Source organism: Aeribacillus sp. FSL k6-2211 (genome assembly GCF_037966125.1).
GTDB classification, from domain to species: domain Bacteria; phylum Bacillota; class Bacilli; order Bacillales; family Aeribacillaceae; genus Aeribacillus; species Aeribacillus composti.
Genome location: NZ_CP150190.1, coordinates 2,653,794 through 2,670,228 on the forward strand (window position 1 = coordinate 2,653,794; position 16,435 = coordinate 2,670,228).

At 39.1% G+C, this 16,435-nt stretch carries 9 protein-coding genes and 1 pseudogene; 2 read left to right on the forward strand and 8 right to left on the reverse strand.

The annotated features are described in order from the left end of the window. Positions 1 to 156: 156 nt before the first annotated feature. On the reverse strand, positions 157 to 2,019 hold the full coding sequence (shc, locus tag NSU19_RS12805) for a squalene--hopene cyclase (protein ID WP_339196779.1): 1,863 nt from the start codon (positions 2,017 to 2,019) through the stop codon (positions 157 to 159). Positions 2,020 to 2,211: 192 nt separating this feature from the next. Here shc and NSU19_RS12810 point away from each other — a divergent pair. Then, a pseudogene (locus tag NSU19_RS12810) lies at positions 2,212 to 3,260 on the forward strand (DUF2515 family protein). Beyond that, on the forward strand, positions 3,181 to 3,648 hold the full coding sequence (locus NSU19_RS12815) for a CBO0543 family protein (protein ID WP_338420485.1): 468 nt from the start codon (positions 3,181 to 3,183) through the stop codon (positions 3,646 to 3,648). Before NSU19_RS12810 ends, NSU19_RS12815 begins: the two are co-directional and overlap by 80 nt. Before the next feature lie 194 nt (positions 3,649 to 3,842). Here the strand turns inward: NSU19_RS12815 and NSU19_RS12820 are convergent, their stop codons facing one another. The 7 genes from NSU19_RS12820 to gltB form a co-directional block, all read right to left on the reverse strand. Beyond that, complete coding sequence (locus NSU19_RS12820; RefSeq protein ID WP_339196782.1) at positions 3,843 to 4,514, reverse strand: ABC transporter ATP-binding protein; 672 nt, start codon at positions 4,512 to 4,514, stop codon at positions 3,843 to 3,845. A 297-nt stretch (positions 4,515 to 4,811) separates the two neighbouring features. Then, positions 4,812 to 6,314, reverse strand: coding sequence for a hypothetical protein (locus tag NSU19_RS12825; protein WP_339196784.1), 1,503 nt, complete (start codon positions 6,312 to 6,314; stop codon positions 4,812 to 4,814). 161 nt (positions 6,315 to 6,475) lie between these two features. After that, complete coding sequence (locus tag NSU19_RS12830) at positions 6,476 to 7,027, reverse strand: hypothetical protein (RefSeq protein WP_094246183.1); 552 nt, start codon at positions 7,025 to 7,027, stop codon at positions 6,476 to 6,478. 228 nt (positions 7,028 to 7,255) lie between these two features. Further along, a complete protein-coding gene (gndA, locus tag NSU19_RS12835; protein ID WP_063388147.1) occupies positions 7,256 to 8,668 on the reverse strand; it encodes an NADP-dependent phosphogluconate dehydrogenase in 1,413 nt (470 codons plus the stop codon). Positions 8,669 to 8,778: 110 nt separating this feature from the next. Beyond that, positions 8,779 to 10,002 carry a DNA polymerase IV gene (locus NSU19_RS12840; RefSeq protein WP_242009269.1) on the reverse strand — a complete coding sequence of 408 codons (1,224 nt, stop codon included), beginning with the start codon at positions 10,000 to 10,002 and terminating at the stop codon, positions 8,779 to 8,781. Between the two features lie 266 nt (positions 10,003 to 10,268). Continuing rightward, positions 10,269 to 11,750: a glutamate synthase subunit beta gene (locus NSU19_RS12845; protein WP_144596811.1), complete on the reverse strand. Its 1,482-nt coding sequence runs from the start codon at positions 11,748 to 11,750 to the stop codon at positions 10,269 to 10,271. Positions 11,751 to 11,795: 45 nt separating this feature from the next. Further along, the gene (gene gltB / locus NSU19_RS12850; RefSeq protein WP_063388145.1) at positions 11,796 to 16,355 is read right to left on the reverse strand and encodes a glutamate synthase large subunit; all 4,560 of its coding nucleotides are present in this window, start codon (positions 16,353 to 16,355) and stop codon (positions 11,796 to 11,798) included. Positions 16,356 to 16,435: the final 80 nt, after the last annotated feature.

Sequence of the window (16,435 nt, forward strand, 5' to 3'; positions counted from 1 at the left end):
TCGCTTTTTCCCTTTAGGAGTCTCGCGAATTTCACTTTAAATGAGGATAGCTTTCCATTGAAACATCGTTCTACTATTTTTCGGTAAAAAGGTTAAAAATTAATTATCAAAAATGTTACGGCCGTAGCTTTTTGCGTACAAATTTCCATCCTCTAATCACCATTTCTTTACAAAATGAGCCAATGCCAGCAAAGGAAAAATATATTCATAGCTTGGATAATGAATGTAAAATCCGCCAGGTAAGCCTTGACCTTTTGGGTATGTGATTGTCCATGAATTTTCATCTTTTGAATTTAATAAATAGTTCACTGCTTGATTCATTTGTGGTGTAACCGTTTCTTCTGCCGCTACCAAAGCGTCTAATGCCCATGCGGTATGCACTCTAGTACTAGCTGGTAAAGGGATAAATTTTTTCTGTATATCACTTTTACAAGACTCTCCCCAGCCCCCATCGTCATTTTGAATGGAGTATAACCATTTCACAGCCTTTCGTACGGCAGGATGATCTCTTCTCACCTTTACTGCTATTAAGCCTGTTAATGCACACCATGATCCATAAATATAACAAATTCCCCATCGTCCATACCAAGAACCATCACTTCGTTGATTTTTTAAAAGCCACTTTACCCCTTGCTTTATAAACGTTTGATTGTAGCTTGATCGTGTAAAATTCCCTAAAAACTCCAACGTTCTTCCCGTTAAATCAGGCGTTGATGGGTCAAGAAGCATTTTTTCCCCGCCTTCTATCGGAAGCCAAGATAGCAATGACTTATTGACATTTTTTTCGAACGATCCCCAGCCTCCATCATCGTTTTGCATAGACAGGAGCCATTTCATTCCTCGATCCCAAAAGGAGCGATTATTTAATGCTTCTTTTCGCAACGCGCGTAAAGCCGCTGTTGTATCATCAATATCCGGATTCATCGTATTAATATTTGAAAATCCCCATCCCCCCGGTATTTGATACGGATTATGAACAGCCCAATCACCATATAGATAGTGCTGGCGAGAAAGCAAATATTGATTTGCTCTTTGAATAGCAGCTGACGCAGATGGCACACCAGCTTCTTGTAATGAATAGCTTAATAATGCCGTATTCCAAACAGTTGCCGTCGTGTATTGAATATGAGTATGTCCATCTATTGTTGTCTTCATTGACTTTAGCCCTTGAACAGCCCGAACAATAACTGGATGCTTTTTCGAATATCCTAGAGCCATCAGAGCAAAAATCATTAAAAATGTTGAACTAAAGTAGCTATAAAAGGTACCATCTTGTTCAATTCGATTTAACATATATTGTTCTGCTCGATGTAATGCCAATCGATGAAGCTCAAAAGGAATACCTACTAATTGTTTCATGCCGTCATATATAAACGAAAAAAAAGAACGCCATTCAGAAGAGTCCAAGTCCCAAAGGTCTTCAATTCTATGAACATATAAGTCTGATAAGTCAGGAGTATGCTTTGTCTTTATACTAAACTTGCGATCAGCAGCAATCAATATTGGTATTAAATTGGCTCTTGCATAAACGGAAAAGTCAAAAAAATTTACAGGAAAAGTAGTCGGAAATAAAATGAATTCGATCGGCAGATGAAAGGATTTAGGCCATTTGATTTGGTCCGTTAAAGCAAGCATGACTTTCGTAAACATATTTACTTTTCCAATGCCACCATGGTTTATGATAAACTTCCTAGCTAGTCGCATGTTTGTATTGTTTTGATCGATGAATCCCGAATAAAGTAAAGCATAGTATGCTTCAACTGTTGTGGATAGATTTCCCTTCTCTTCATCGTAAAACAGCTTCCATGCTCCGTTTCTCTCCTGTTTACTTAATATCCTGTCAACGAGTGATTGAATGAATTGTTCATCATGAATTTCCAATGTTCGTAATAAGATAATCATATAACAATCTGTGGCAATACCCGTTTCAAATGGGAAATCCCAAGCTCCGTCAAAATTTTGCCTCTTTAGGATTAATTCCGCCAATCGATTGATTTCAGCTTCAATTCGTTGTTTCATCCTATTCACCACCACTTCATGTAGTAAGTTTTAGCTTATTCCTATACATATTCAGCTTTTATGGAAGCTATTCGATGAGGGAGGAATAGGATGGTCTTTCCATGGTTGAACAACAATAAATTGATCGATCAACAGCTTTTGAAAATTAAGGAAGATCTCGTCGAAAAAATGAAATGTAACGTAAATCAGCCTATGCCTCCATTACAAACATGGGAACAAAACATCATTGATTCCATTGTGAACGTGACAAATACACTCAACACTAACAACGTAACTAGAACAGCTGCATATTTAAATTTTTATATCAGGCATCCAGACATCCATTGGGCGCTCTTAGGACATATGGTTTCCCGGAATGGAGGATGGCATATGACAGATTTAAAAGGAGACTTGTTAACAAGGCTAATATCAGAAAAGGAGCAAAAAAACTACTTTTTATTTTTAGAACGTGGAAATTGGTTAATCTTTCAAGATGTATTCCCGCAATTTTTACTTTATCACCACAGCTTGCGCATGAAACGAAACTTATTTTACCTCCTCCCCTATTTAAACGTATCAACATTTATGGAAACAATCTGGAATCACTATTGGGAAAACAGAAACTATTATCTACTGGCAATCGCAACGGTCATCAATGAACAAAACTATTTAGAAAAACATGTTATTCAAAATCATCATTTTCAAAAGACCGTATTAAACACGATTGGCTTCAAGCTTTATGATTTTTTGCGATTTAATCACATCATCTTTCCGTATGTTGAAAATGAAACAAAGCCTGCTTTAATCGGAGCGACGCTGCAGCATTTTGCATCGCTTCATGAACGAATTATGTTAGGTAAACGTTTATATTCTTTGCTTTTTCACCAAGAGAACGTTTTACAAGGAGTGCTGCGTTGGGCAAAAAAAATAAGCATACAGGTTCGAGAGCAGATTACTGGGGGCACCTCTTTCATCATGTGAAAGAATCATTGCCAGGCACAATCTATAAACGAAGGACAAAAAAGTGCGAGTTGAAAAAAGGAGAGCCGCGCATTTACAGCCCTCAATTAAAATTCGCTTGGGGAAATATCAAACACGAAGACGCGGACAGTGGAGATTGGTTCCATGATTGGAAGGTCATCCACTATTTAAAAGAAGAAACATTTTCAGGCGGGGATATTTATGAAGATTATTGTAAAACAATCGAAAAAATTGAACTTACCATCATGGCGAAAAAAGCAATTTTTCTTAGAAAGGAATAATATTGCTTTACTTGCTGCAACACTTTTTGCCTCTTTACTTGGAACATACTTAGATTTGATTTTTGTTGAATGCAGATTTTACGCCTTTCCAAAACGATTGTTCCCGAAAATCTTCTCTATTAACATCTTGTTTACGCTCGTCATTCTACCTATTATCACCGCCTCATTTTTAATCGTCATGCATAAAATCCGTCCTTTTGTTCGCCCAATCCTACTTTGCTTAATTGGTATTTTAGCCTGCATTTTTGAACAAGCGGCTGAACGAGCGGGCGTGTTTATCCATTCTTCTGATTGGAATCATTTCTATTCTTTTTTTGGATATATCCTTTTCTTTATAATTATATGGAGATTTTACAGCATACTGGTGAATTCTCCCCAAAACAATTAGGGCTGCAACGTTCAGCCCTTTTGAAGCTGTCGATTACGGGAAAAGAGGCTCCCAATAAAAGGATCAATGAGATCTTTCTGGAGAATGATAAATCGGTGATTTTTTCGGTCTTGACAATAATTGATGTTTTAAGCACGACAGCATAATTAACGGCATCGATTTTGAAATGGCTGAAGCATCTAGCAAAAATATTATTATATTTGATTTAACACATAATCTTCCAATTCGCTTTCGCTGTATTGATTGGCAACTTGATGAATTTTCCCGTTTTTCAGCAATAATATTTCATCGGCCAATTTATGGGCGATCGGGATCATATGCGTGGAAAGAAGAACAATATTTCCCCTTCTGGCATAAGAAACGAGCTTCTTATAAGTTTCAGCAATGTTAATCGGGTCTAAAGATACTAGCGGCTCATCCAACAGCAATACCTTCGGTTTTATTAAAAAAGCAACGGCTAAAGCCAGCTGGTGCTTCATTCCATGCGAATAATTGATGACCAGTTCGTGGATAAACGACTGAATTCCTTGTTCTTCACAAAACCTTTCCAATTCATCTTTCGACATATTCAAATGATAGATTTTTTGAATAAAATCTAAGTTGTCAAAGCCAGATAAAAAATCTAGAAAAATTGGCTTCTCTGAAACATAATGAACAAGCTCATTAAGCTTTTTGTTATCTTTTACTATAATCGTGCCGGAATCATAAGCTAGAATGCCGGACAAAATTTTCATCAATGTCGTTTTTCCCGCACCATTCCTCCCTAATAGACAATAGATATTATTTGGTTCTAATGTAAATTGAACTCCTTTTAATATTTCCATTTTCGCCCGATACGACTTTTTTAAATCCGCAACTTGAATCATCTTTTTCAACCCTACTTTATGTTAATTTTTAACATTCCCCTCTATATTTAAAGAGGAGACAACATAATCCCATTGTTGATTCTTAATTGAAGCTGACTGCAAGCCAACGCGACCGCTGTCTTCCCAGCCTATATAAAATGAAGCGAAATGTTGATAAGCTGTCCATGACCGATCGCTGTTGAACAAGCAGCAAAAATTAGCATAGTGAATAATGCGACAAAAATGGTGCGTTCATCAAATAGATTTTCGTAGAAGCAAATTGTTTAGGTAAATTCCAAGCACGCCATCATTCAAAAATCAATGAAATCGCTCATAAAAGAAGACCCTTATTCGATTGATTTTATGAAAAATTAAAAATAAAATTGTACAAACACAAATGAGACTTAGCATTTCTCCTAAAAATAAATTGTTTAAACCTATTAGACGCAGCAAGGATTTTATAGCAGCAACGAAGGCAAAAAAGAGAACGATTAAAATCCCGCCTAATTTTTCAAACGCTTTTTCGTCAATAAAATATTTTTCAAATTGATAAATAAACGTACAATAAATGATTAGACTGGAAAATATAAAGGCAAATCCTAATAAAATAAAGGATAATGCTGCCAGATCAGCAGATATCAACTTCGCAGAAATTAGTAAAATCACCACAATGAAGTATTGAACCCATAAAATATACGAAAACATAACAGACGTTTGAATGATCGAAAGTTTATGTCTTTTACAAAGCAAAATGATATTCGAATGATTATGATTCATGAATAGTGAAATAAATAGAAAAACTGTAAAAAGGGATATATCATTCACCTTTATAGGAAGAGATTCGACAAATAGAAACAGCAGAACAGTTAATGTATACGTCACGAAAAAATGGCTGTTGATGATCCCGTTTGATCTTATATAATTGAAAAAAATATATAATGACTTCTTTTTAGGCAAATGGTATTTAGAAAAAGATCGGATTATTTGCTTTTCAATGAATAAATAATCGCAGGCTTTATGAAAGAAAAACAAGCAAATTCCTATTAAAACAATGCCCAGCCAAAACAGCCATCCATGTATTCTCAACTCATATAAATTGACTTCGGTAGGGACAAATTTTATTACAAAATCCGCAAAATCTCCGTGAATAAAATAACGAACGGCAGAACCAACAAAAAATTCAAGATCTTCTTTTTTTCCATTGATGAATAAACAGAGAAGCAAATAAATGAAAGAAATAATGAACCGATTGCTTCCAAAGGGGTAGCTTCGCTTGAACACAAATAATAAAAATTTTATAAATGCCAGCACAAACCCATAGAAGAACAAAAATGAAAAGATTTGCAGAAGAAAAACAAAGCCTGCATAGGAGTTGTAATATGTCTGTACGATAAAAAAAGGCAATGACACGAGCAAAAGAAACAGCCATATTAAAAAGAAGCCTAAAAATTCATTAGTGATGATCAATTTCTTCTTTATGTCTGCTGAAAATCTGCTTTCAATTGCAAAATTGCGAATTTCATCGCTAACACCGCTTCCAGCCTGAATTATACACAGCTGCAAAATATATAAGATAATCAATAAATTCAATGTTTTTATGGGCAAGGAAATATGGTGAAACAAGATTTGGAATAAGACCGCAAGTACAAACCAGAATATATAAGCAGCCAAACATACAAAAACAGCATATCTTTTCAGTATTTGAAGGATCGGATTAAAAATATTAGACTTCAATCCAATTCCATCGCTTAAATAAAAAAGCCTGTTTATAAATACTTTGATGATTTTATTCGTTAATAAATAGCATAATTTTAAATACATGTCTTATCATACTCGCTTACACAAGTTTAGATCGGTTTTCTCGTGAATAAGGATGAATCATGTGATATTTTAAGAGTACTAAATTTTAAAAGCCGCTTTTAGTGCACCCTTTATAATAAACTGCATAACTTCATCCTGATGCCATATTAGAAAAGATCACGTCACATAATGTATTCTTCATCAAATACGTAACCTCCTAAAAATGTAAAAGCCAAATAGACGAATAAAGAAAAAATGGTGAAAAGGAGCGGCTTTTTCCAGCTTAAATTCGCCATTCTTTTCAATAGAATAAAAAGAGCAAAAAGACCTGAGAGTAAAAACGGATTGGCTACAATGAAAAAAATATTCGAAGTATCTCGGAACATAAACAATTGCCAAATAATCGATAGCGCTAAAAAAGAAGTGAAAATAAGATAAACTCTATAAAATAAAGAAAATTGTAAAGGAATTCTAAATAGAAATTTTACGAAAAAATGAGTAATGGAAGCTCCTACAAATAATTGCATTATGACTGATAATATAATAAACACGAGGACAATTCCGAAAATTGCATAAGCCGGCGCCCCTTCTTTTTTCAGCATGATTGGAATATTTTCCGCCTCTGAGCCCATCGATATATAGATGGACAGAATGATCGAAATGAACGACAATGTAAAAGCAATAAAAAACAATACATAGCTGGAAAATTTATTATCCTTTATCCATTGGATCATTTTTTATCACTCATCTCGCTTTTTAGCAAATGAATTATAAGTCTAGTTTTATATCTTAATGGAATATATAACCTTTATTTGAATTTATAGTAATTTATGTTGAAATTTTTATCAAGAAAAATTTTGTATTTTTCTTTTTCAAAATGAAAAATAGCAGAACGGTGCTCACGAGAAAGGAAAATCATGGCGAAATGAAAAAGCATCGGTTAAAACCGATGCTTTTTATCGTTATTTATTCAGCCAATCTGTATGGAAGATGCCTTCTTTGTCAACACGCTGATACGTATGAGCGCCGAAATAATCGCGCTGTGCTTGAATTAAGTTTGCCGGCAATGTTTCAGTGCGGTAGCTGTCATAATAAGCAAGAGCGGCAGAGAAGCACGGCACTGGAATTCCTCTTTCGATGGCAATCGCAATAACTTGTCGTAAAGCTCCCTGATAGCTTTCAACAATTTCTTTAAAATAAGGGTCCAACAGTAGGTTTGGAAGATCAGGGTCGCGATCGTAAGCGTCTTTGATTTTTTGCAAAAACGCTGCGCGGATGATGCAGCCGCCGCGGAAGATCATGGCAATATCGCCGTATTTTAAATTCCAATTATATTCTTCGCTTGCTGCTTTCATTTGCGCAAACCCTTGAGCATAAGAACAAATTTTACTCATGTACAGCGCTTTTCGAACGGCTTCAATGAGTTCTTCCTTGCTTCCTTCATAAGGCCGTACATTCGGTCCGCTCAACAGTTTGCTTGCTTTAACACGCTCTTCCTTCATGGCGGAAATAAAACGGGCAAATACTGATTCAGTAATGATCGGAAGAGGGATTCCTAAATCGAGCGCGTCTTGGCTTGTCCATTTTCCTGTTCCTTTTTGCCCGGCGGTGTCAAGAATGACATCGACAAGCGGTTTTCCTGTTTCTTCATCGATTTTTGTGAAAATATCTGCTGTAATTTCAATTAAATAGCTGTCGAGCTCTCCTTTATTCCATTCAGCAAACACTTCATGAAGCTCTTGAGCATTTAACCCAAGAACATGTTTTAAAATGAAGTAAGCTTCGGAAATTAATTGCATATCTCCGTATTCAATGCCGTTATGCACCATTTTTACGTAATGTCCTGCTCCATCTGGACCAATGTAGGTGGTGCACGGCTCACCATTTACCTTAGCGGCGATCGCTTCAAAAATTGGACGCACAAGCTCATGAGCCTCTTTTTGTCCTCCCGGCATGATGGAAGGGCCTTTTAAAGCTCCTTCTTCCCCGCCGGAAACCCCTGTGCCAATAAAATGGATGCCGCGTTCAGCGAGCTGTTTGCTGCGGCGTTGAGTATCTTTATAATATGTATTTCCGCCGTCAATTAAAATATCTCCTTCATCGAGATATGGAAGAAGCTGTTCAATAGTTGCATCAGTCGCAGCACCCGCTTTAACCATTAGTAAAATTTTTCGAGGCTTTTCAAGAGAATTGACAAATTCCTCTATACTATACGTTCCGACGATTTTTTTTCCTGCTGCTTCTTTTAGCATTTCGTCTGTTTTTTCTGAAGAACGGTTGTAGACAGAAACGCTGTAGCCTCTGCTTTCAATATTCAATGCTAAATTTTTTCCCATTACTGCTAATCCGATAACACCTATTTGCTGTTTTGACATATGAATACGTCCCTTTCTATTTCGAATAACTATTCTACAGAACTGAAAATACCATAATTAATAGATTGTTTTCAAGTCAAAGCCATATACAAAGTACAAGTTTAAAAAACTTATTTAAAGAAAAAATCTTTCCCGAAGCTCGAGCCGAAAGAATCAATCTCTTTATGCATGCTCAATCCTTTTTTGATAATTCCTTCTCCATATTTTTCAGACAATTTTTCTATCGCCTGATGGAGCGGTTCATTTTTCGCTTCTTCTTCAAAAGTAAATAGATCAAGCTGTTTAAAAGCATTTTTTTTGTGCATCACATCCTGCCCTGTTATGCCGAGCAGGCGCACAGGCTCGTTTTTCCACAGCTTTTGAAAAACAATCAAAGCATGCTGGAAAATTGTTCTTTCATCATCGGTTGGGTTTTCTAATTTCATACTTTTTGTTACAGTCGTCCGGTCTTTATAGCGAAGCATCACTGCAACTTTTGTCGCTACCGCCTCTTTTTTCTTCAATCGGAGACTTACCGATTTCGCCAAACTTTTTAGGGCATTCTTTAACTCTTCTTCATTTGTTTCATCTTCGGGCAGCGTCATCTGATTTCCGACGCTTTTAAAATCATAAACGGACGATGGATCAACCGGGCGATGGTCAATGCCGTTTGCTTTTTCTTTTAACCTTAATCCATTAATACCAATTATTTTTTCTAGTTGAACGTCGTTTCCTCTTGCAAGGTCACCGATTGTCCGAATTCCGATCTTCTTTAATTTTTCAGCTGTTTTCGCCCCTACGCCATGCATCTCTTCTACATCAAGAGGCCACAATTTCTCTTTAATATCCCTCTTCCTTAAAACCGTTATGCCTAAAGGCTTTTTCATATCAGAAGCTGTTTTAGCCAAAAATTTATTCGGGGCAATTCCGATGCTGGACGGCAGCTCCAACTCATCAAGAAGCCGCTGTTGAATTTCTTTTGCCAGATCGAGCGGATGTCTTGCGACGTCTGTGACATCCATATATCCTTCGTCTATAGAAACCGGCTCTACAATCGGTGTGTATGAACATAAAATCGCAAACATTGCTTTCGATGCTTTTCGATAACGATCAAAACGGGGCTTTTTGACAATTAAATTCGGGCAAAGCTTCTTTGCCTCCCATACTGGCATGGTCGTCTTTACCCCAAACGCTCTAGCTTCATAGCTGCAAGTCACAACAATTCCTTTCCTCTCCTCCGGGTTGCCGGCTATCGCAAGCGGCAGCCCTTTTAACGACGGATCAAAGGCAGCCTCAACAGATGCGTAAAAACTATTCATATCAATATGCAAAATAACGCGGCTCATACACATCACCCAATATCATTGTACCATACATAAATAAAAGAGGCTCCCTTGTTCTTTTGAATGGGCGGACAGAGCTGAATGAAGCTGGCATTTCTTGCTGCCTGCTATGCAAATGCTTTAAAAATAAAGGAAAGGGGGTGTCTAATAAGTCGTTTTTACGGCTTATTGACACCCCCATTAATGTTTTAGAAACGTTGATATATCGGTGTTTATGATTTTTTATTTTCAATGGCGATTGGACTTTCTAGACAGCCCCGGGATTTCAAAATATAATTTTAAGGTAAATTCGTCGCTCCCATTAAGAAGCGATCCACTTCCCTTGCGGCACCTCTTCCCTCATGAATCGCCCAGACAATCAAGCTCTGTCCTCTTCTTGCGTCACCTGCGGCAAATACGCCTTCTACATTTGTTGTAAATTTGCCGTACGGAGCGTTCACTTTCCTGTTTACCGTTTCAACGCCAAATTGCTTCAGAACAGGCTGTTCCGGCCCTTCAAAGCCGATTGCGATAAAGACTAAATCGCACGGCCATACTTTTTCTGTGCCGGGTATTTCTTTAAACACCGCATTGCCGTTTTCATCAAATGATTTTTCCATTTGAATCGTATGCAATTCTTTTACATTGCCATTTTCATCGCCGACAATTTTCTTTGTTTGGATGCAAAATTGACGAGGATCCTGTCCGAATTTGCTTTTGGCTTCCTCATATGCATAATCTAACGTAAAGACCAGCGGAGCTTGAGGCCATGGATTGCCTTCCGCCCGCTCCTTCGGCAAGGCTGGATGTTTACCAAATTGCACAACGCTTTTACACTTTTGCCGCAATGCTGTCGCTACACAGTCAGCACCTGTATCACCGCCGCCAATGACGATGACATGCTTATCTTTTGCATCAATAAACTTTTTGTCTGCAAAATTAGAATTGAGCAGGCTTTTCGTCGTTTCTGTTAAATAATCCATCGCAAAGTGCACGCCGTTTAATTCTCTTCCTTCAATCACAAGATCACGCTGCTTTTGCGCTCCTGTGCATAAAACAACAGCATCATATTGGGAGCGAAGCTCATCAGCGGTGATGTCTTTGCCTACTTCCGTATTAGTTATAAACGTAATTCCTTCTTCTTCTAAAAGACGCACTCTTCTTTCAACAATTTCCTTCTCAAGCTTCATATTCGGAATACCGTACATTAATAACCCGCCGATTCGATCAGCCCGCTCATAAACCGTAACGGAATGTCCCGCTTGGTTCAATTGATCCGCACATGCCAGACCGGCAGGACCTGACCCAACAATAGCGACTTTTTTACCTGTGCGCTTTTCAGGAATTCTCGGCTGAACCCATCCTTCGTCAAAGCCCTTATCGATTATTGCGCGCTCGATGCCTTTAATGGCAACAGCAGGATCTGAAATCGCAACCGTACAAGATCCTTCACACGGTGCAGGGCAAACCCTTCCGGTAAATTCAGGAAAATTATTTGTTTTTAAAAGACGGTCCAGCGCTTCCTTCCATTTACCTCTATAAACAAGATCATTCCATTCAGGGATTAAATTATGAATCGGACAACCTGATGTTAAGCCGTTAATCTCCATTCCCATATGACAGAAAGGAGTCCCGCAGTCCATGCAGCGGGCACCTTGTCTGGCAAGTGTTTCATTTGAAAACGGGAATGAATATTCCTTCCAATCATCAAGGCGGGAAAGCGGATCACGTTTTTTCTCTTCTTCTCGTACATACTCCATAAAACCTGTTGCTTTTCCCACGAGTCTCCCCCTCCTTTTCATCCATTCACTAGGTGTGCAATGAGGTTAATTTGCAACAGCCTGTAAAGCGAATGGTTCACCGGCGGTTGTTTTCTCATTCGCAACCGCTTCAAATGCTGCAAGTACAGCTTCTTCTTTCGTAAGACCTGAATTTTCCATTTTTTCAATCGTGCTGATCATTAGTTTGTAGTTTCTAGGTATCACTTTAATAAATCTTCCGACATACTCTTCCCAATGATCTAATATATGCCGGGCCTTTGGACTTTCTGTATATTGGAAATGCTTCGAAATCATGTCATATACAGTGCGGATTTCTTCTTCATCTTCAAGAGATTCAAATAACACTAATTCCTTATTGGCTGTTCGTTTGAATTTCTCCTGATCATCCGCCAATACGTAAGCAATGCCTCCGGACATACCAGCTGCAAAGTTTTTGCCGACAGATCCGAGAATGACAACACGTCCTCCGGTCATATATTCACAACCGTGATCGCCGACACCTTCAACAACAGCATTCACACCGCTGTTTCTTACACAAAATCTTTCGCCGGCTCGCCCTTGAATATATGCTTCACCGCTCGTTGCACCGTAGAACGCCACATTTCCAATAATGACATTGTCACTTGATGCAAAAGATGCTTCTTTCGGGTGACGGACAATTACTTTTCCGCCGGATAAGCCTTTTCCAATGTAATCATTGGCGTCGCCAGTAAGCGTCATCGTCATTCCTTTCGGTACAAACGCTGCAAAGCTTTGACCTGCTGAGCCGTAGAAATGAAGATTGATCGTATCTTCCGGCAGCCCCTCTTCGCCATATTGTTTTGCAATTTCGCTGCCTGTAATGGTTCCAACGACGCGGTTCACATTTTTAATGTTCAAATGGAGTTCAACTTTTTCTTTCCGTTTAATTGCCTCTTCAACTTTCGGCAATACTTCGTTCACGTCTAATGACTGGTCGATTTTATGGTTTTGCGGACGTGCAAATGTTCGCGGACCCTCCACTTGATAAAGCAAGCGGGATAGGTCAAGATGCTTTGCTTTCCAATGTTTTTTTGCACGGTCGCTAACCTTCAATACATCTACTCTTCCAACCATTTCATCAATAGTTCGGAATCCGAGGCTTGCCATGATTTCGCGAACTTCCTGCGCGATGAAATACATGAAATTAACAACATGCTCTGGCTTGCCCATAAATTTTTCACGAAGTTCAGGATTTTGCGTTGCCACTCCGACTGGACATGTATCAAGATGACATACACGCATCATGACACATCCTAGAACGACTAGAGGAGCGGTTGCAAAACCAAATTCTTCTGCCCCGAACAATGCCGCCATCACAACATCACGGCCTGTCATCAGCTTGCCGTCTGTTTCAAGAACGACTCGGTCACGCAATCCGTTGAGCATAAGCGTTTGATGTGTTTCACTAAGGCCGAGCTCCCACGGAAGTCCGGCATGCTTAATGCTCGTCTTTGGAGATGCCCCGGTACCGCCGTCATAGCCGCTGATTGTAATAACGTCCGCTGCACCTTTCGCAACTCCAGCAGCAATCGTTCCTACTCCAGCTTTTGAAACAAGCTTGACGCTGATTCGGGCATCTCTATTCGCGTTTTTCAAATCATGAATAAGCTGCGCCAAGTCTTCAATTGAATAAATGTCATGGTGCGGAGGCGGTGAAATCAATTCCACACCCGGTGTAGAGCCGCGAACTTTTCCGATCCAAGGATACACCTTTTTGCTTGGCAGCTGTCCGCCCTCACCTGGCTTTGCTCCTTGAGCCATTTTAATTTGCAGCTCGTCAGCATTGACTAAATAATGGATTTTCACGCCGAAGCGGCCGGAAGCTACTTGTTTTATGGCACTTCGCTTCAAATCTCCATTTTCATCTGGAACATAGCGGTTCGGATCTTCTCCACCTTCACCGCTGTTGCTTTTTCCACCGATGCGGTTCATCGCAACCGCCAATGCTTCATGCGCTTCCTTGCTTAAGGAACCGAAGGACATTGCTCCTGTTTTAAAGCGGCGTACGATCGATTCCACCGGCTCAACTTCTTCAATAGGAATCGGTTTTCTAGATTCATTGAATTCAAACAAGTTGCGCAAAAACGTCACTTGCTCTTCATTGGCCATCTTCGAGTATTCTTTAAATAACTTATAATCGTTTTTCCGGCATGCCCATTGCAGCGTATGGATCGTTTTCGGATTGAATGCATGGTGTTCTCCGTTTCTTCTCCATTGAAATTCACTGCCTGGATCGAGCGTTTCATCTCGATAAGTTGTTTTAAATCCTTGAGCATGACGCATTTTCGCTTCTTTTTCAATTTCTTTTAATCCGATTCCTCCAATTTGCGAGGCTGTTCCAGTGAAGTATTCCTCGATAACTTCTTCTCCAATGCCGACCGCTTCAAAAATTTGGGCTCCGCGGTAGCTTTGAATCGTAGAAATTCCCATTTTTGACATGACTTTGACGACCCCGTCTGTCACCGCTTTTTTAAATCTTTTTACTGCTTCTTTATATGAATATGGAATCGTTCCCTTTTGAACAGCATTTCGCACTGTTTCTAAAGCTAAATAAGGATTGACCGCATCTACACCATATCCTATTAGAGCCGCAAAATGGTGCACTTCTCTCGCTTCTCCGCATTCAACAATAATGCTTGCTTTCGTGCGGGTTCCTTTTTTCACCATATATTGATGCAGAGCGCTTCCGGCAAGCAGTGCTGGAATTGCTGCATATTCTTCATTTACTCCGCGATCTGATAAAACTAGAAGTGTAGCGCCGTTTTCCACCGCTTCATCAGCAGCTTGAAAGAGCTGATCTAATGCATTTTTCAAATCATCTTTAAACAAAGCCGGCAAAGTGACGCATTTAAATTCAGGATACGGATTATTTTTCAAAGCAGCGAGTTCTTCATTCGAAAGAATTGGAGATTCTAAGCGAATGCGTCGTGCTGCTGATGGATCAGGATCGAGAATATTTCCTTCTTTTCCTAACAGTGTCATCGTAGAAGTGACGATCGATTCACGAATCGCATCAATCGGAGGATTCGTTACTTGGGCAAACAATTGTTTAAAATAATTAAACAAGCTTTGCGGGCGATCTGACAGCACTGCAAGAGGAGTATCATTTCCCATTGCACCGATCGGATCTTTTCCATCGATCACCATTGCTGCAATTGTTTTTTCAACATCTTCATACGTATAACCAAACGCTTTTTGGAGTTTGGTTAGATCGTCAACCTTTTCAACATCTTCAGGAACATTGATGTCGAAAATAGAAATCATCTGATCATTGATCCACTGGCGATACGGTTTTTCTTTGGCGATTTCTTCTTTGATTTCCTGATCAGAAATGATTCTTCCTTCTTCCAAGTCAATCAACAGCATTTTTCCTGGACTCAGCCGGTCTTTATAAAGCACATTTTCCGGTTCAACATCAATCACACCGACTTCTGATGAGAAAATAATGTAATCATCTTTCGTCACATAGTAGCGGGCTGGTCTAAGTCCATTGCGGTCCAAAATAGCTCCGATCTGCTTTCCGTCTGTAAACGAGATGGCCGTTGGACCGTCCCACGGCTCCATAAAACAGCTGTGAAACTCATAAAATGCTTTCTTATCATCATCCATTTCATCATCCCAAAACCATGGTTCAGGAATAAGCATCATCGCCGCATGCGCCAGCTTTTTCCCTGCCAGCACAAAAAATTCAAAAGCGTTGTCTAAAATGGATGAATCGCTTCCGTTCATATCTAAAATAGGTGTGATTTTTGTCAAATCATCCCCGAAAACGTCTGAAACAAACAGCTTTTCCCTTGCAGCCATCCAATTCACATTGCCGCGCAATGTGTTGATCTCGCCATTATGGATTAAATATCTGTTTGGATGCGCTCTTTCCCAGCTTGGGAACGTATTGGTGCTGAATCGGGAGTGGACTAGAGCAAAAGCTGATTGAAATCTCTCGTCCTGCAAGTCTACATAAAATTCATCTAATTGTTCAGGCGTCAAGAGACCTTTATAAACAATTGTCCGGCTTGATAAACTTGCAAAATAAAATTCATTATTTTGAACAAGACGTTCTGCTTGTTTCCGAATAACATACAGCTTTCTCTCAAAAGTAAGCTCGTCTTGAATATCATCGCTCGCCCCAATAAATACTTGTCTGATGAAAGGTTTGCTCTCTTTTGCAAGCCAACCGATCTTTTCAGAATTTACCGGCACAGTTCTCCAACCTAATAATATTTGTCCTTCTTTTTCAATGATTTTGTTGATTTCTGTTTCATAATGTATCCGATCATGTTCACGACTCGGCAAAAAGACCATTCCGACTCCATATCGTCCTTTTTCTGGAAGATTCATTCGTCCGCAAGCAACTTTAAAATAATTGTGCGGAATTTGAACCATAATGCCTGCACCGTCTCCAGTTTTCGGATCGCTTCCTTGTCCGCCGCGGTGCTCCAATTGACAAAGCATGTGAAGGCCTTTTTTGACAATATCATGAGAAGGTTTCCCCTTCAGATGAGCATATAAACCGATCCCACATGCATCATGTTCAAATTCAGGACGATAGAGACCTTGTGCCTTTGGTAATCCTATCTGTTTCATCTCTTCTCCCCCATTCTCATGCCGATAAGTCTGTATGTATAATTGTAGTTTTCAAAAATAATATTAACAATATATAATTT